Origin of the sequence: Enterobacter cloacae complex sp. EB5 (assembly GCF_031432835.1) — a bacterium.
Taxonomy (GTDB): domain Bacteria; phylum Pseudomonadota; class Gammaproteobacteria; order Enterobacterales; family Enterobacteriaceae; genus Enterobacter; species Enterobacter hormaechei_C.
The window spans coordinates 561761-578507 of record NZ_CP133860.1 but is presented as its reverse complement, the minus strand read 5'-3'; the positions used below and the strand labels follow the sequence as shown (position 1 = coordinate 578507).

The 16747-nt window shown below is 56.0% G+C and carries 15 protein-coding genes; 4 read left to right on the top strand and 11 right to left on the bottom strand.

Annotation, left to right across the window (positions count from 1 at the left end):
- Positions 1-199 precede the first annotated feature (199 nt).
- Together rhlE and dinG are read left to right on the top strand one after the other, a co-directional pair.
- Positions 200-1582 (top strand): ATP-dependent RNA helicase RhlE, encoded by a 1383-nt coding sequence (rhlE, locus tag RHN82_RS02825; protein ID WP_047053091.1) that lies wholly within the window; start codon positions 200-202, stop codon positions 1580-1582.
- Positions 1583-1679: 97 nt separating this feature from the next.
- Positions 1680-3857 carry an ATP-dependent DNA helicase DinG gene (gene dinG / locus RHN82_RS02820; protein WP_047053093.1) on the top strand — a complete coding sequence of 726 codons (2178 nt, stop codon included), beginning with the start codon at positions 1680-1682 and terminating at the stop codon, positions 3855-3857.
- Here dinG and RHN82_RS02815 read toward each other — a convergent pair.
- From RHN82_RS02815 to RHN82_RS02795, 5 genes are all read right to left on the bottom strand, one after another.
- Entirely contained in the window at positions 3844-4347 is a 504-nt protein-coding gene (locus tag RHN82_RS02815) for a fimbrial protein (RefSeq protein ID WP_047053095.1), read from the bottom strand. The genes dinG and RHN82_RS02815 overlap by 14 nt on opposite strands.
- A gap of 5 nt (positions 4348-4352) precedes the next feature.
- Entirely contained in the window at positions 4353-5342 is a 990-nt protein-coding gene (locus RHN82_RS02810) for a fimbrial protein (RefSeq protein ID WP_047053096.1), read from the bottom strand.
- A 22-nt stretch (positions 5343-5364) separates the two neighbouring features.
- Positions 5365-7908, bottom strand: coding sequence for a fimbria/pilus outer membrane usher protein (locus RHN82_RS02805; protein ID WP_072190005.1), 2544 nt, complete (start codon positions 7906-7908; stop codon positions 5365-5367).
- A gap of 26 nt (positions 7909-7934) precedes the next feature.
- Entirely contained in the window at positions 7935-8609 is a 675-nt protein-coding gene (locus RHN82_RS02800; protein ID WP_047053100.1) for a molecular chaperone, read from the bottom strand.
- Positions 8610-8678: 69 nt separating this feature from the next.
- Positions 8679-9215 (bottom strand): fimbrial protein, encoded by a 537-nt coding sequence (locus RHN82_RS02795; protein WP_047053102.1) that lies wholly within the window; start codon positions 9213-9215, stop codon positions 8679-8681.
- Positions 9216-9471: 256 nt separating this feature from the next.
- Between RHN82_RS02795 and ybiB the strand changes: the two genes are divergently transcribed.
- Positions 9472-10434, top strand: coding sequence for a DNA-binding protein YbiB (gene ybiB, locus RHN82_RS02790; RefSeq protein WP_047053105.1), 963 nt, complete (start codon positions 9472-9474; stop codon positions 10432-10434).
- 116 nt (positions 10435-10550) lie between these two features.
- On the opposite strand, the gene ybiJ is transcribed toward ybiB, so the two are convergent.
- The 3 genes from ybiJ to mcbA form a co-directional block, all read right to left on the bottom strand.
- Positions 10551-10811 carry a DUF1471 family protein YbiJ gene (gene ybiJ, locus RHN82_RS02785; protein WP_003858474.1) on the bottom strand — a complete coding sequence of 87 codons (261 nt, stop codon included), beginning with the start codon at positions 10809-10811 and terminating at the stop codon, positions 10551-10553.
- Between the two features lie 285 nt (positions 10812-11096).
- The gene (locus tag RHN82_RS02780) at positions 11097-11363 is read right to left on the bottom strand and encodes a DksA/TraR family C4-type zinc finger protein (RefSeq protein ID WP_003858472.1); all 267 of its coding nucleotides are present in this window, start codon (positions 11361-11363) and stop codon (positions 11097-11099) included.
- Positions 11364-11486: 123 nt separating this feature from the next.
- Entirely contained in the window at positions 11487-11750 is a 264-nt protein-coding gene (gene mcbA, locus RHN82_RS02775) for a DUF1471 family periplasmic protein McbA (RefSeq protein WP_003858470.1), read from the bottom strand.
- 242 nt (positions 11751-11992) lie between these two features.
- On the opposite strand from mcbA, the gene rlmF reads away from it, so the two are divergent.
- Positions 11993-12904: a 23S rRNA (adenine(1618)-N(6))-methyltransferase RlmF gene (rlmF, locus tag RHN82_RS02770; RefSeq protein WP_047053109.1), complete on the top strand. Its 912-nt coding sequence runs from the start codon at positions 11993-11995 to the stop codon at positions 12902-12904.
- Positions 12905-12949: 45 nt separating this feature from the next.
- Here rlmF and ybiO read toward each other — a convergent pair whose 3' ends face one another.
- From ybiO to glnP, 3 genes are all read right to left on the bottom strand, one after another.
- Entirely contained in the window at positions 12950-15160 is a 2211-nt protein-coding gene (gene ybiO, locus RHN82_RS02765; protein WP_047053160.1) for a mechanosensitive channel protein, read from the bottom strand.
- 118 nt (positions 15161-15278) lie between these two features.
- Entirely contained in the window at positions 15279-16001 is a 723-nt protein-coding gene (gene glnQ / locus RHN82_RS02760) for a glutamine ABC transporter ATP-binding protein GlnQ (RefSeq protein ID WP_006809503.1), read from the bottom strand.
- Positions 15998-16657, bottom strand: a complete 660-nt coding sequence (gene glnP / locus RHN82_RS02755; RefSeq protein WP_003858462.1) for a glutamine ABC transporter permease GlnP — start codon at positions 16655-16657, stop codon at positions 15998-16000. Before glnP ends, glnQ begins: the two co-directional genes overlap by 4 nt.
- Positions 16658-16747: the final 90 nt, after the last annotated feature.

Below are 16747 nucleotides of genomic sequence, written 5' to 3'. Positions count from 1 at the left end.
CATTAAAAATTAATCAATCGATTGATTAAGTTTATGCCTGATTCCTGCCTGCGTCGAGTCACCGCCGGGGATATTTTATGCGCCACGTCACAAAAGCTGCTACACTCCGCACCTTCGCGACATTGTGGTTTTTGTCCTTCTATTCGTTATATCTCCCTGAAAACTACACCTGTGATGGTCGGGGCGGTTCGGAGTTTTTATGTCTTTTGATTCCCTTGGTCTGAACCCGGAAATTCTGCGCGCCATCGCAGAGCAGGGCTACGTTGAGCCAACCCCTATCCAGCAGCAGGCCATTCCGGCCGTTTTGCAGGGTCGTGACCTGATGGCAAGCGCGCAGACCGGTACCGGTAAGACCGCGGGCTTTACCCTGCCGCTGTTAGAACTACTGGTAAAAAACCAGCCGCACGCCAAAGGCCGTCGTCCGGTGCGTGCGCTGATCCTCACCCCAACCCGCGAGCTGGCGGCTCAGATTGGTGAGAACGTGCGTGAATACAGCCGCTACCTCAACATTCGTTCGCTGGTGGTTTTCGGCGGGGTGAGCATTAACCCGCAGATGATGAAGCTGCGCGGCGGCGTGGACGTGCTGGTGGCAACGCCGGGGCGTCTGCTGGATCTGGAACACCAGAACGCGGTGAAGCTCGATAGCGTTGAAATTCTGGTGCTGGACGAAGCCGACCGCATGCTGGACATGGGCTTCATCCACGACATTCGCCGCGTGCTGGCTAAACTGCCTGCGCGTCGTCAGAACCTGCTCTTCTCCGCGACCTTCTCCGACGAGATCAAGGCGCTAGCGGAAAAGCTGCTGCATAACCCGCTGGAAGTGGAAGTCGCGCGCCGCAACACCGCCTCCGAGCAGGTGACGCAGCACGTTCACTTTGTGGATAAGAAGCGCAAGCGGGAACTGCTCTCCCAGATGATCGGCCAGGGCAACTGGCAGCAGGTGCTGGTCTTTACCCGCACCAAGCACGGCGCCAACCACCTGGCGGAACAGCTGAATAAAGACGGCATCCGCAGCGCGGCTATTCACGGCAACAAGAGCCAGGGCGCGCGTACCCGTGCGCTGGCGGACTTCAAATCCGGCGACATTCGCGTGCTGGTGGCAACCGACATCGCCGCCCGTGGCCTGGACATTGAAGAGCTGCCGCACGTGGTGAACTACGAGCTGCCAAACGTGCCGGAAGATTACGTTCACCGTATCGGCCGTACCGGACGCGCGGCGGCAACCGGGGAAGCGCTCTCTCTGGTTTGCGTGGATGAACACAAGCTGCTGCGCGACATCGAACGCCTGCTGAAGAAAGAGATCCCGCGCATTGAAACCCCGGGCTATGAAGTGGACCCGTCGATCAAAGCCGAGCCAATTCAGAACGGTCGTCAGGGTGGCGGGCGCGGTCAGGGCGGCGGTGGTCGCGGCCAGCAGCCGCGTCGTTCAGAAGGTGGCGCGCCGAAATCTTCGGGCAAACCGCCGCGTCGTCATAACGACAGCAAACCAGCCGGTGAAAACCCGTGGCGTAGCGGCGAAGGGAAACCGACAGGCGAGGGGCAGCGCCGACGCCGCCCGCGTAAACCTGCTAACCCGCAGTAATCTGGAAGCCCGGTCGTAAAGCCGGGCTTTTCTTTTTGCGGCAGCGGAGAGAAAGTGCCACAATAGTGGCTGTTTATACAGTATTTCAGGTTTTCCGATGGCTTTAACCGCTGCGCTCAAGGCGCAAATTGGCGCATGGTATAAGGCGCTACAACAGCAGATCCCCGACTTTATCCCCCGAGCCCCGCAGCGGCAGATGATTGCCGACGTGGCAAAAACGCTCGCCGGGGACGACGGGCGACATCTGGCGATTGAAGCCCCGACCGGCGTCGGGAAAACCCTGTCGTATCTCATTCCCGGCATTGCCATCGCGCGGGAAGAAGACAAAACGCTGGTGGTCAGCACCGCTAACGTGGCCTTGCAGGATCAGATCTTCAGCAAAGATTTGCCGCTGCTGCGCAAAATTATCCCCGATTTACGCTTCACCGCCGCCTTTGGTCGCGGGCGCTACGTCTGCCCGCGCAATCTGGCGGCGCTGGCCAGCAGTGAACCCTCCCAGCAGGATCTGCTCGCGTTTCTTGATGACGAGCTAACGCCAAATAACAAGGCGGAGCAGGAGCAGTGCGCAAAGCTGAAGGCCGATCTCGATGGCTACAGGTGGGACGGCCTGCGGGATCACACCAGCCAGGCAATCGGCGACGACCTGTGGCGCAGGCTCAGCACCGATAAAGCGAGCTGCCTGAACCGCAACTGTCACTACTACCGCGAGTGCCCGTTCTTTGTCGCCCGGCGTGAGATTCAGGAAGCGGAGGTGGTTGTCGCCAACCATGCGCTGGTGATGGCTGCCCTGGAGAGTGAAGCGGTCCTGCCGGAGCCCAAAAACCTGCTGCTGGTGCTCGATGAAGGTCATCATCTGCCCGACGTGGCGCGGGATGCGCTGGAGATGAGTGCGGAAATTACCGCCCCGTGGTTTCGCCTGCAACTGGATCTATTCTGCAAGCTGGTGGCAACCTGCATGGAGCAGTTCCGCCCGAAAACCACGCCGCCGCTGGCGGTCCCGGAGCGGTTGAGCGAGCACTGTGAAGAGGTGTACGGCCTCATCGCCTCGCTGAATAACATCCTTAACCTGTATCTTCCCGCTACCCAGGAAGCGGAACACCGCTTTGCGATGGGTGAGTTGCCGCAGGAAGTGATGGAAATTTGTCAGCAACTGGCGAAGCACCTTGAAAAGCTGCGCGGGCTGGCCGAGATGTTCTTAAACGATCTCAGCGAGAAAACCGGTACTCATGACGTGGTGCGTTTGCACCGCATTCTGCTGCAAATGAACCGTGCGCTGGGCATGTTTGAGGCGCAGAGCAAACTCTGGCGGCTGGCCTCAATGGCGCAGGCGTCCGGGGCGCCAGTGACTAAGTGGGCCACCCGCGAAGTGCGGGACGGGCAGGTACATCTGTTCTTCCACTGCGTGGGCATTCGCGTGGCCGATCAGCTGGAAAAGCTGATCTGGCGCAGCGTGCCGCACGTGGTAGTGACGTCGGCGACCCTGCGTTCCCTGAACAGCTTCTCAAGGTTGCAGGAAATGAGCGGCCTGAAAGAGAAAGCGGGGGACCGTTTTGTGGCCCTGGACTCACCGTTCAACCACTGTGAGCAGGGCAAGCTGGTGATCCCGCGCATGAACTATGAGCCGCTTATCGATAACGAAGAGCAGCATATTGCGGAAATGGCGGCCTACTTCCGCGAGCAGGTTGAGAGTAAAAAATACCCCGGCATGCTGGTGCTGTTTGCCAGCGGCCGCGCGATGCAACGCTTCCTGGAGCACGTCACCGATCTGCGCTTGCTCCTGCTGGTGCAGGGCGATCAGCCGCGCTATCGGCTGGTGGAAACCCACCGTAAACGCATTGATAACGGCGAGCGCAGCGTGCTGGTGGGGCTACAGTCCTTTGCGGAAGGGCTGGATTTGAAAGGCGACTACCTGACGCAGGTGCATATCCATAAAATCGCTTTCCCGCCCATCGACAGCCCGGTGGTGATCACCGAAGGCGAATGGCTGAAAAGCCTCAACCGTTATCCGTTTGAAGTGCAAAGCCTGCCTGCGGCGTCGTTTAACCTGATCCAGCAGGTTGGGCGCTTGATCCGTAGCCACGGCTGCTGGGGCGAGGTGGTGATTTATGACAAACGTCTGCTCACCAAAAACTATGGCCAGCGGCTGCTGAATGCGCTGCCGATCTTCCCGATTGAGCAGCCGGACGTGCCGGAAGTAAAAAAACGCCCGGCAAAACTTGCTGCCGGGCGTCGAAAAAGCTTCCGTGCTAAGGGGCGCGGTCCTACTGGTAAGTGAATGTCACCTGAATCACGCTGCTGAATGTCCCGGCAGTGACGGGCATTGAGGTGGCGTAGTAACGTGCGGACAGGGGAAAGGTTGCCGTGTGGTCACCCGGATTGATGGCGGCGTTAAAGGCGGCCTGTGGGGCAATCAGTATTTTGTCCTGTCGGTCTGCCAGCTCCAGCGCCAGTCCCTTTGCGCTACCGATATTGGCAAATTTGGTCGGATGCACGCTGTCTGCCTGGCCATAGAAAAAGGCCGTGGCAAGCGCCAGCGTGGCAGGGCAGTGCGATACGGACAGGGAAAAGTCTTTCCACTCGCCGGTATCTCCCACGTCTTTAAAACTGCCCGACACCGCCTGGCCTAAGTCCACTGTCAGGTTGCGGCTGGCGCTGTCAATGACGCAGGTATTGGCGTAAATATTTCCCGTCATCTGGATCTGAATGTCGTCTGCGTGGGCCTGGGCCAGTAAGCCCACCGCCAGAAACGCGATTGTCTTTTTCATGTCGGTCACTTATAGGCGAGAGTGATGGTTGCTACGGTGTTGGCGGGGCCGGGCGTCACCACATCGCTGATCTGCTCGTAGCGAACCTGAAAGGGGATATCCAGCGTTTCATTGGCAACGGCCTGGCTTTGGGTGCTGACGTAGGTGTCAAAGGTCGCAATGCGGTCATCAAACAGCATTCTCACCCCGACGCCCGTTGCCATGCCTGTCTGCTTCGTCAGTTTGATCACCCCCTCGAATGCCGTCTCGTAGCCGTTAGCACTGGTGATTTTTAGCTCAGGCTGAACGGTTGTGTCACAGTTAACGGTGATATTAAACGTTTGAGCGGGGCTGGATAAAAACCCCACGCTCATAAAATCACTGACGGGAAAATCACCCAAATTAACGGTGAGATTTTTTGGCGAAACAGAGCAGGTGACCTGATGCAAAATGACGTTACCTGCATACGCAATATGGTTAGGGCTGCCGATCCCTTCGTGACCGAAAACGCCAATGCCAAATTCGGTCTGAGACTGCACCAGCGTGCCGGAGGTCACGGCGTCGCTTGTTTTGACCAGTTCAAGCGTGACGTCAAAGTTGAACGACTGTGTGCCATCAGTAGAAACATAGCCAACAGGCGTTCCGCGTGAATCGCACTGTACTCCGCCTGCTCCGCTGATTCGCTGACCCTGATCGTTCATCAATGCGACCCCGACACCCGGTACGCCGGATTCATATACTCCCTTAAGCCCCGGAATTTCCGCTCCGGTACCGTAGTAACACGAGACAATTTCCAGTCCGCTGTCGATACTCTGATCGCAGTGCCCGGCAACATGAACGCTCTGCTCTGTACCCGGAATGGTTGCGCCAACCGCCAGCGTCGTGGGGACAGAGATGGAGGCCACATTAATCATTTTGGGCAGATCCGGCGTGGTGCAGGTCGCCTTCGCATGCGGCATAAATAACGCGGCGGTTCCCAGAACCAGTAAGAAAAAGCACTGTTTAATCATTTGCATAATCGTTAGCCTGAACGGTGGATCAGTGACACTGCGCGGCAGCGTTAATGATGCTGGTTTTCTCTTTCTCATCCGTTAGCGCATAGTCAGCGACGCAGTGCTCGCTCGCCTCCTGTCCCCAGGAAACGATGAGATGCCCTTGCTGTGGCAGACCCGAGAGGTAGGTCTGGCCGTCATTCCCGACAATAAATTCGCTGTCCTTATCCCCGGTGGTGACCGTTGCGCCGAAGGGCAGCGGTTTACCATTTTGTGTAAGCGTCATCAGGACGCGGTTACCCACGCGGGTAGTAAAGCTGGCGCGCACCACGGCCCCGCGGGTCGGCGTCACGATCTGCGCCGCGTGGGTGACGTCGGCATCGTCCGGCAGCGTTTCGGTATCCAGCGCGATGGTGTTATGGCGATACGCGGTCACGAACGGCACGACGGTATAGCCGCGGAAGTCAGTCTCCACGCCTGTCTGGTTGGTGATATGGGTGCCGTGCGTACCCGGCGCTTTCACCAGCGCGATGGTTTCACCGAGCGGCTGGCTCAGGGTTATCCCGTTAGCGTGGGCCACCACGCCACCCTGCAAACCGACGTTCAGGGTCTGCTGATACTTATCCTGACTGACGCCTGCGCTCACTTCGCCGTAGGTTGCTTTGTAATCGGCGTTGATGCTGGTGGAGTTACCGCTGCCGGTGCTGCTCAGCCCTTCCTGGATATTCCAGTTCAGGTTGTCTTCTTTCAGTGCCGTACCGTTCAGGCCAATGTTCTGCGTGGTGCCGTCTTTGGTGTTGTTCAGGTTGTACGTGGCCCAGGTGTTATGCATCCAGCGATCCAGCGGCACCGAAACGCTCAGCGAGAACTGGTTGTCGTTTGTTACCTCATTACCGTCTTCATCGCTGTCGTGGGTGTTTTTGTTCATGCTGTAGCTGAGGCTGTAGCTCACGCCGTGCCAGCTGTTGTTGTAGCTGACGCTCAGGGAAGTCATGTCCTGACTCTGGCTCCAGTAGGTTTCCTTCACCATGCTCAGCGTGACCGACCCCCAGCCTTCTGGCAGCGTCTGGTCAACGGTGGCTTCGGTACGGGCGCGGCGCTGCTGGGGAGCAGACCAGTCGTCGGCGCGGGTATACGACTCCATGGTGTCGTCCAGGGTGTAAAACCCCTTGCTGTTATAGCGATAGCCCGCAAGGGTAAAGTTGGTGCCCGAACCGGCGAAATCTTTGCTGTAACGGATGCGCCATGACTGGCCTTTGCTGGACTTCTGTTTTTTCAACAGGGCTCTGGCGCGGGTCACGTCAATAGAGAACGCCCCTAAATCGCCCATGTTTTTCCCGGCGCCAATCGCCTGAGACTGATAATGGCTGCTCTGCTGCACGCCGCCGTAGGCCGTGTAGCCATAAGGTAAACCGTAGATGGCGCTTCCCTGGGCAAACGGGGTCTTTTCAACGTCTTTGTCATAAGAGCGATAGCGCCCGGCGGTTACGCTGTAGCGCAGGTTTTTTTCACGCTGCAATACCGGCACGGAGGCAAACGGCACGACGAAATGACTTTCGCTGCCGTCAGTTTCTTTCACCGTGACCTGGAGGTCGCCGCTGCTGCCGGTGGGGTAGAGGTCGTTAATTTCGAACGCGCCAGGCGCGACCGTATTCTGATAAATCACGTACCCGTTCTGGCGGACCATTACCAGCGCGTTGCTGTGGGCGGTGCCGCGAATAATGGGGGCATAGCCTTTTTTGCTGTCCGGCAACATGTCGTTGTCGGATTTCAGCTCCACGCCGGTGTAGGGGACGCTGTCAAAAACGTCGGCAGGCGAGGTGCTTTGCCCTACCGTCACGTCACTTTTCATCGCCACAATATCGCGTTGCGCATAGGTATAAACGGAGGTGAATTTCTGTTCCTCCTCGTGACCCGTGGTGCTGCGATTCCAGGTGGAGTAGTTACGAACGCGCCATGCTCCGATGTTGAAGCCGGGACGCAGGTTAACGTACTGGCTGCTGCTATCCTCTTCACCCTGCTGGCGCGCATGGCTCTGGCTGGCGTTGACGCTGTAATTAAGCAGGCCCGCGTTGATCCCTTCGTCAAACTCTTTCGGGTCGATGTAACCGCGAGGCACCTGTCCAAGCGCCTTTTGCGGAATGCTCAGCAGCAGTTGCTGGTTGCGCACGCGAAAGGTCGCGGATGCCGAAGGGATGGCGTGTAGATCGGCGCACTGACCCTCTACCATCAGCCGTGGATAGTTTTGGGTTTTGATCCCGAGGCGCTTTAATTCGTCCAGTGAAAAACAAGGCTGAAGCGTGCTGGTGCCCTGTGGATCTTTAACTAAGTTAAAGGTCACGTCGCGGGTATCAATTTTATTGTTATTGATAAAAACCGCGACCTGATATTGACCTGGCGCCTGGCCGGGACCTTTTTCATAGACAGACAGATCGGTCTTTCCCTGCTGCGGGTTATCAATGTCCAGCAGGGCGGGGTTAAAATAATCATCAGCCAAAACCTGCTGCGCAAAGATCGCCATTGCCAGGCAACAAATAGCCATCAGCAATGACGAAAATCGGCAGGTGAACGGCTTTTTATGGCTGTACATGATGATTTTATTACCGGGTAATACGATTAATGAACGGGTTTAGACCATGTCTGGCTGATGCTGCCGTAATCGGTAATAATGGAATACGCGACGGTCGAGCCTCCGCCGTTGCCAGGTAAAGCAAAATGCGTTTCAGTTTTCGGCACGGCCCAGGTGGCTTTCGTGACTTTCTGACCATTCAGGGTGACGGTCTGAAAATTCATATAGAAAGGCGTGGGATTATTCACCACTAAATCATTCCCTTCGCGATGCCATTCAAGTTTATCGGCCACGTCTTCAGGTCTGCCTTTTACCGCTGACGGGCGATAGAGCAATTTAATGCGGGTATTAATGGCAATTTGCAGCGTATTTACGCCTTCAACATGCTTCGAAGAAGGGATCGCTTTAATATTCAGCCAGTACAGAGATTCCCTGTCTTCCGGTAAATTTCCTCCCGTACGGACCACGCGCAGGACGTTATCCTCTTTCGCGTCCAGCCGGAAAAGCGGCGGGGTTATCAGGAACGGGGCTTTAGCCTGGTTTTTACCGCCAGAATCGACCCAGGACTGCACCAGATAATCCGTGGTATCCGGGTTTGAAAGACCAAGAGATGATTCCTTTTTATCTCCCTGATAGACCAGGCGGGTGCCGTTAATCACAACACCCGCCTGTGCCGAGGCTGCTACCAGTAAAAGAGTGCTCAGTAAATAACCGTGGCGCATAAAGATTTCTCAATAAAAAGATGAGATATTAATGCCCGCAAAAGCATTAATATCTCAGGATTGATAAGATCAGTTATAAATAACGGTGAAGGTCGATACAGAGTTAGCAGGGCCTGCGGTGACTGCCGCCTGGGTTTGAATATAACGTGCGCCGAACTCCAGATCGTTAACCGCCGTGCCGGAGGCTAAAGGATATTGCTGCGAAGGGGTATACAGGGTGACAGGCTGCCCGGACGTGTCAACCAGCTGAATAGCCACACCGGTAGCCGCATCGGTATCGGGCGTTAATGCCAGCGCGGCATTATTATCGGCATCCGGGGTACCACCGAAGTTAATTGCAGCCGAGGTTACGGTTTCCGGACAATTGGTTAACTTAATATCAAACTTCGTTAATGTGCTGGTAGAGCCTGCGCCGGTAAATACCGTTTTAGATACTTTTCCCAACTGAACATTTAATGGATTACTTAATCCATTCACGACCTGACAAGCAGAATCGATAATTTCTCCGGTGAAATTAATCTGCCCTTCACCGTTGGTTGCCGCAAATGCGGATGCAGAACATCCCACCGTTGCGGCGATAAACAACCCTAATGCAACCTTGTTCATAGTAAATCCCAATGTGTTTCTGGCAAAAACGTTGCCTGGACGTTTTCACCGTTGACCTTTAATGACTTTCAGATGTTTATTTAATCAAAAAAAGGACAGAGACGAATCTTTTGTCCCAATCACAAATAATGCAAATAATGCTTGAGTTTATTTTTTTTACCTGAAAACAGCAGGTTGATAATGATCACAAAACACTATCGGGTGCGTGTTCATCGGGCTATATTGTTAACAAGATGATGCTGTCAGGAGAAATGTCGTGGATTACCGCAAAATTATCAAAGAGGTAGGGCGTGGGAAAAACCATGCTCGCGATCTGGACCAGGAAACGGCCCGTGCGTTGTACACGCATATGCTGAATGGCGACGTGCCGGAGCTGGAAATGGGCGGCATTCTGATTGCGCTGCGTATCAAAGGGGAAGGTGAGGCAGAGATGCGCGGTTTTTATGAGGCCATGCAGTCGCAGACGATGCGTTTAACCCCGCCCGTCACGAAGCCGATGCCGATTGTGATCCCGACCTACAATGGCGCGCGTAAGCAGGCAAACCTCACGCCGCTGCTGGCTATTCTGTTGCAGAAACTCGGTTTCCCGGTGGTGGTGCATGGCGTGAGCGAAGATCCAACGCGCGTGCTGACAGAAACCATTCTGGAATTATTAGGCATCGAACCTACTCTCCATGCTGGCCAGGCGCAGGCCAAACTGGAGGGGAACCAGCCGGTCTATATTCCCGTGCGCGCGCTCTGCCCGCCGCTGGAAAAGCAGCTGGACATGCGCTGGCGTATGGGGGTTCGTAACAGCGCCCACACCCTGGCGAAGCTGGCGACGCCGTTTGCCGAAGACGCCGCGCTACGTCTTTCCAGCGTCTCCCATCCGGAGTACGTGACGCGGGTCGGGCAATTTTTTGCCGAAATCGGCGGGCGGGCGCTGCTGATGCACGGGACGGAAGGGGAGGTTTACGCCAACCCGCAGCGTTGTCCACAGCTGATGCTGATTGAGCCTGCCGGGACGCGGGTCGTGCTGGAGCGTGGGGAAGAGAACAGCGGTGTGATCCTGCCTGAGTCGAAAGATCCGCAGGTCACCGCGCACTGGATCGTGCAGTGTCTGGCCGGAAAGGTGCCTGTTCCGCAGTCGATCAAGCTGCAAATGGCCTGCTGCCTGCTGGCGGCAGGGGAAGTGGCATCCGTGGAAGCCGGATTGCAGCGCGTGGCGCAGTCGTTTTAAGCAAAAAAAAGCCCGTCCAGTGGCGGACGGGCAAACAAGGGTAACAACAACAGGGTCAATGAGGGTTGGAGCATCTCACCAGAGGGTATGGTGAGGGTGGAGCATAATTTGTTCGATTACTTGTAGATAACCGCAGTACCGCTCAGTTTGTTATTACCGTTAGTGGAGGTGATGGTGTATCCACTTGCGCCGGCAGCGGCCGCTTTTTCCGCCAGTTTTGCTTCCAGACCGTCCAGCGTAGTCGCGCCTTCAGCACTCACCACCCCGATTTTGTTCAGATCCTGTGCCTGAGTAGAGGAGACTGGCTCCACGGCGAAAGCGCCGAAAGAGAGAGCGGACAGGGCAACAGCGGCGACAGCATATTTGATGGTTTTCATAGGTCAATTCTCGCAGGTTATTCTGTTAAGGGGACGATGTTCCGTCGATGTGATAAGTATCACGGTTTTTAGCGGAAGATAAAATCGAAGAGAATTGACGTGGTTGCTCAAAAAAATTGAATGACAAATAACTTATTGATTATTAATAAATTCAGAAGCGCAATTGACACTTCTTGTGGATGCGCTTTACAGAAGCCATCGGAAGGGCACGTTTTGCTACGCGTTTCGCTAAAAGTCGTGAGCGTAAAGTAAACGACTGGCGCGGTTAACTTCGGTAAAGGAAAGTCAACGTAACTGGCTGTCTTTCGATCCCCTGCGATTATATCCTGAATGTGTCGCATTTTTTGAATCTTTCTCCTGCTGACAGGCAATACATAGCCGTACGCCAGGAATGGCTTTACGCCGTGCCTCAGGAATCGGATCTCCGCACTCTTCGCATTCCGTCAAGCTTTCGCCGCGCGGAATTTCACCGCGAGCACGCGCGACCGCATCTTCAATGGTACTGTTGATCTGTTCGTTAACGGCGTCGTCATTCGCCCAGCCGGAAGCCATCATGTTCTCCTGAATTGTTTAAGCCATTCATCTTAATATGGGGTTAAAAAACGCACAGTCAAGGCGAAGGAAGGGAATGAGAACTGCATCTGCCTGGCAGATGCAGTGTGGGAAGGAGATCGATTATTTATAGATTGTCGCGGTGCCGTACATATGGTTATCGCCACCGGCGGCGTTCACCACGAAGCCTTTAGCCCCTTCCTGACGCGCTTTTTCGGCTAGCTTGTCCTGAAGGTCATCCAGGTTGCTTGCCCGGCTGACAGAGACCGTCCCCGCCGCACGTAGCTGGCTGGTGTCGTTGCTGTCGGTTAGCGGTTGAACGGACCAGGCTGAGAACGATGCGCCTGCCAGCGCACCCGCAATAATAAAGGTCAGATACTTTTTCATAATCACATCCTCAGGGGAAACAACAGGTGATTCCTCTTAAGTTTAGAAGCCTGACGTGTGTGATTTAGCGCAAAAATTTGATGATGATCTGCTTATTTTTTGAACGATGAATTCTGACAATTTGCTGACAGATCATAGACATACAGGTTGCTGATTTTCGTCGATTTTTTGTGCAGCGCAGACAGATATTTACCCCCGCGCCGTCACAGGGTATCTTACGCGGCTGTTTAAAGGAGAATGCCATGACTTCCCAAAAGCCGGGGTTGCACCCGCGTAACCGCCACCGTAGCCGCTACGACATGAAAGCCCTGTGCCTGAGCTGCCCGGAATTGCAGGATTTTATTGTTCAGACACCAGCCGGTGAACCGTCGGTAAACTTTGCCGATCCGCTGGCGGTTAAAACGCTGAACAAAGCGCTGCTGGCCCATTTTTATGGCGTTACGCACTGGGACATCCCGGATGGCTTTCTCTGCCCACCGGTGCCAGGCCGTGCGGATTATGTCCATCATCTTGCCGATCTGCTGGCGGATGATAACGGCGGCGTGGTGCCGAAACAGGCCACCGTGCTTGATATCGGTACGGGCGCGAACCTGATCTATCCCCTGATAGGCGCATATGAGTACCAGTGGCGGTTTACCGGCAGCGAGATCGGCGCCGAAGCCTTCGCCAGCGCGCAGGCCATTATCAACGCTAACCCAGGGTTAAGCCGGGCCGTTCGTCTGCGTCGTCAGAAGGATGCCGCTGCTATTTTCAACGGCATTATTCACAAGAACGAACAATATGATGCCACCCTGTGCAACCCGCCATTCCACGACTCCGCCGCCTCCGCTCGTGCGGGAAGTGAACGCAAGCGGCGTAACCTGGGCCAGGCTGAAGATGGCGCGCTGAACTTTGGCGGCCAGCAGCAGGAGCTGTGGTGCGAGGGCGGGGAAGTGGCATTTATTCTGCGCATGATTGCCGAGAGTAAGGGCTTCGGTCGTCAAGTGAAATGGTTTACCACGCTGGTTTCCCGTGGCGATAACCTGCCGCCGCTTTACCGCGCCCTGACCGACGTCGGCGCGGTGAAAGTGGTCAAAAAAGAGATGGCGCAGGGCCAGAAGCAGAGCCGCTTTATCGCCTGGACCTTTATGGACGATAACAAACGCCGCAAATAGCACCCCATCGCAGGCCGGGTAAGGCGAAGCCGCCACCCGGCTCGGTTACAGCGTCGGCTCCTGCGGAGGCAGCGGCGAAGCGGGCGGCGACAATACCTGATACGTCTGCACCGGCGCTCTCACGTTCGCCAGATCGAAGTGTTTTTTCACCATGCTGTCGAGGGCAAAGCGCACCGTCCACTGCTTAAGCGGCTGGGTGGTGAACGACACGCGCAGGGTAAAGGCAGTGTTCGTCAGCCCGACGATGCCCGCGAACGACGGTTCACCAATCACCAGCCCGCGAATATCCTCCATCTCCATCAGTTCGCTCACCGCATCCCGCAGCGCCTGTTTCGCCTTCTCTGCATCTTCGTGACGATCGACATCATAATTCGCCACCACCGAACCAATGCCGCGCACAAAGTTGGCAAAGGTGGTGATCGATGACCACGGAATAATGTGGTACGCGCCGGTATCCTGACGCACACCGACGGAGCGAATGGACATTCGTTCCACCGTGCCGGTGAGCGGTCCGATGGTCACCAGATCCCCGGTGTTCATCCCGTTCTCAAACTGGATAAAAATGCCGGTGATAATATCCTTCACCAGCGTCTGCGAACCAAAGGAGATCGCCAGCCCCAGGGCACCGGCACCCGCCAGCAGCGGGGCGATATTCACGCCGATTTCCGACAGCACAATCATGATGGTGATGGTGCTGATGATCACCGCCAGCGCGTTGCGGCACAGGGTCAGCAGCGTGCGGGCGCGTGCGCTCGGCAGCGGCCTGCCGTGGACATCCGACACCAGACGGTTTTCGATAAGGCTTGCCAGCAACGTCCAGCCGACGGCGGAGAAGAACAGGATCAGCGCGATACGAATAAGAATATCAACGGTCTTCTCCCCCGCGCCGTTATGCAGCCAGTTCCAGAAATCAAATAGCCCCCACGCGTTCAGCAGCAGCATAATTGCCACGCAGACCGTCAGAATACGCGCCACCTTCAGGGATACCGTCATCCAGCCATTCACCCGCTTTTGCAGTTCCGGGTAGTTACGCTGAACCTGCGGCGACAGGGTGATCGTTTTCGACAGCCAGCGGGAGAGCAGGCCAGAGACAAAGGCCGCGATGCCGATAATCGCCAGGCTTTTGAACGTCGCCCCCATCATAAATTTCAGGCTATTGCCCGGATCGAACAGGGAGAAGAAACAGAGCACAATAAAATAGGCGCTGGCCAGCCAGTGCCACACCAGCGCAAAGGCGCGAATAAAGAGGCTGAAAAAGGAGAGAGAGCGATCGGCCAGGTGCAGCAGGCTGTCGGTGATCGCTTTTTTATTGTGGAAGATGAGGTACAGCGCCCAGACGGTAATGCACAGCATGATCAGCACGTTCGCCAGCGCGCCGAACTGCACGTTAACCTGGTTGGAAATAATCGGCACGGCAACCAGCAGGCCATAACCAATCAACCCGCTCAGCACGCTGAGCCGCACCGCCCAGTATTTGGCGCTCTGATCCGAAATGGCGAAGGGGCGAAGGTCCGGCACGCGTGGGCAGAAGATCAACCGCAAGAGGGCTTTAAAGAACTCAATCAGGGCAAACGCATTGAGGAACAGTCCCTGCTGAAACGCGATGGTTTTGTTTCCGGTATTAAGTCGGTCGGCCAGCATCTGGCCGACAAACAGCGTCAGGGCCAGCAGCAGCAAATCGATGACAAACGCCCCGGTAATCATTGCCGGAAGATGCAGCCAGCTGCTTTTATGCTGATTCTTTTTGCGTCCCCACTGGCCCATTTTCCGGTAAAGCGGCCAGACAGACAGGCGCAACAGCCAGTAAAAAATGAAGACGGCGCCAGCCAGAATAGCAAACTGGGTGGCGGCTGCGGAAAAGGTGTGAGGATTAAAAGGCTTATGCGAGGTGCCAACCAGGTTGCGATAGAGCTGGGCAAAACGCGACGACAGGGCTTCCCCGTAGCGGCGACTGATGTCGGTGACGTTTTCCAGCACCGTTTTTTCTTCTTCTGCTTCCGGCGGCGCAATAGCAGGAACCGGATCCTGAGGCGGCGTGGCGGCCACCTTCCTCAGCTGATCGATCAGCTCCTGTCGGGACGTGTCGTTCTCAAGCACGTCGGCCAGCGCGCCGTAAGCGGCTTTTTTCTTTTCTGCGTCTGGCTCTGGCGGCGCATTTTGCTGGGTGGCGGTGGCTCCGGTGGTGACGCCGGGAAGGGTTACAGCAAGTGATGGCGCGCTTAACAGGCTAAACAGTAGCAACAGGATCCACGGCACGGCGTCCTCCGACAAAAATATCGTGCAAAATGATAAGTATAGAGCGCGGGGAGCGGAGGGGAGTTTTTGGGAACAATCCGGCGTAAAAAAGCCGGGCATGCCCGGCTCTATGTAGCTATCAGGAGACGTGTTGCAGGAACTCCTGAAGGCGCTGGCTTGGTGGGTTCGCAATCAGCGCCTGCGGATTACCGTCTTCCGCGATGCGGCCCTTATCGATGAAGATCAGACGGGACGCCACCTTTTCAGCAAAGCCGATTTCGTGGGTCACGATCACCATCGTCATGCCTTCTTCCGCCAGATCCTGCATAACTTTCAGCACTTCGTGACGCAGCTCCGGGTCGAGTGCCGACGTTGGCTCATCGAACAGCATCATCTTTGGCTTCACCGCCAGCGCACGGGCAATGGCCACGCGCTGCTGCTGGCCGCCGGACAGCTCGGAAGGATAGTGGTGGGCACGCTCCGCCAGACCAACCTTCGCCAGCAGATCTTTTGCCAGCGCTTCCGCTGCCGCTTTGCTGGCCCCGCGCACGCGCAGAGGACCGAACATCACGTTTTCCAGCGCCGTGAGGTGCGGGAACAGGTAGAACTGCTGAAACACCATGCCCGCTTCCTGGCGGATCAGGCGCTCGTCCACTTTCGGATCGTTAACCTTCAGACCATCGACGATCAAATCGCCGCTGGTGATCTCCTCAAGCTTGTTAATGCAGCGCAGCAGGGTGGATTTACCGGAACCGGACGGGCCGATGATCACCACCACTTCACCCTGCCTGATGTTCAAATCGATATTGTGCAGCACCTGGGTTGGGCCAAAGTGCTTGGAAACGTTTTTAAATTCAATCACAGGATTTTCATCCTTCTTTCAAGACGACGCAGAACAAAGCTCAGGACAAGCGTGATAATCAGGTAGACAACGGCGACCGCACTCCAGATTTCCAGGGCGCGGAAGTTACCCGCGATGATCTCCTGGCCCTGACGGGTCAGCTCGGCCACGCCGATAACAATAAACAGCGAGGTGTCTTTAATGCTGATGATCCACTGGTTACCCAGCGGCGGCAGCATGCGGCGCAGCGCCAGCGGCAGGATCACGTGACGAATGGTTTCGCGACGGGAAAGACCTAACGCCAGGCCAGCTTCGCTGAAGCCTTTATGAATCGACAGCACCGCACCGCGGGTAATTTCCGCAATGTAGGCGCCGGAGTTGATCATGATGGTGACAACGGCGGCGCTGAACGGGTCGATGCGCAGGTCGGTGAAGGCCATCGGCAGGGCGAAGTAGATAAACATGACCTGCACCACAATAGGGGTGCCGCGGATCACTTCGATGAAAACCAGTGCGATGTGGTTTGCAATCCAGCCGCCGTAGGTGCGGGCGAAACCGGCCACCAGACCGATAATCAACCCGCCAACCAGACCGAGGACCGAAATCCACAGGGTCATTTTAGCGCCTTCAAGCAAGAGAGGAATGGCAGGCCAGATGGCGCTCCAGTCAAACTGCATGATGTATTCCTGTATACCGTGGTGAAAAACGAAAAACGTAGGCCCGGTATGCGCAAGCGCCACCGGGCGTTACAAACCTGAAGTCAGGTG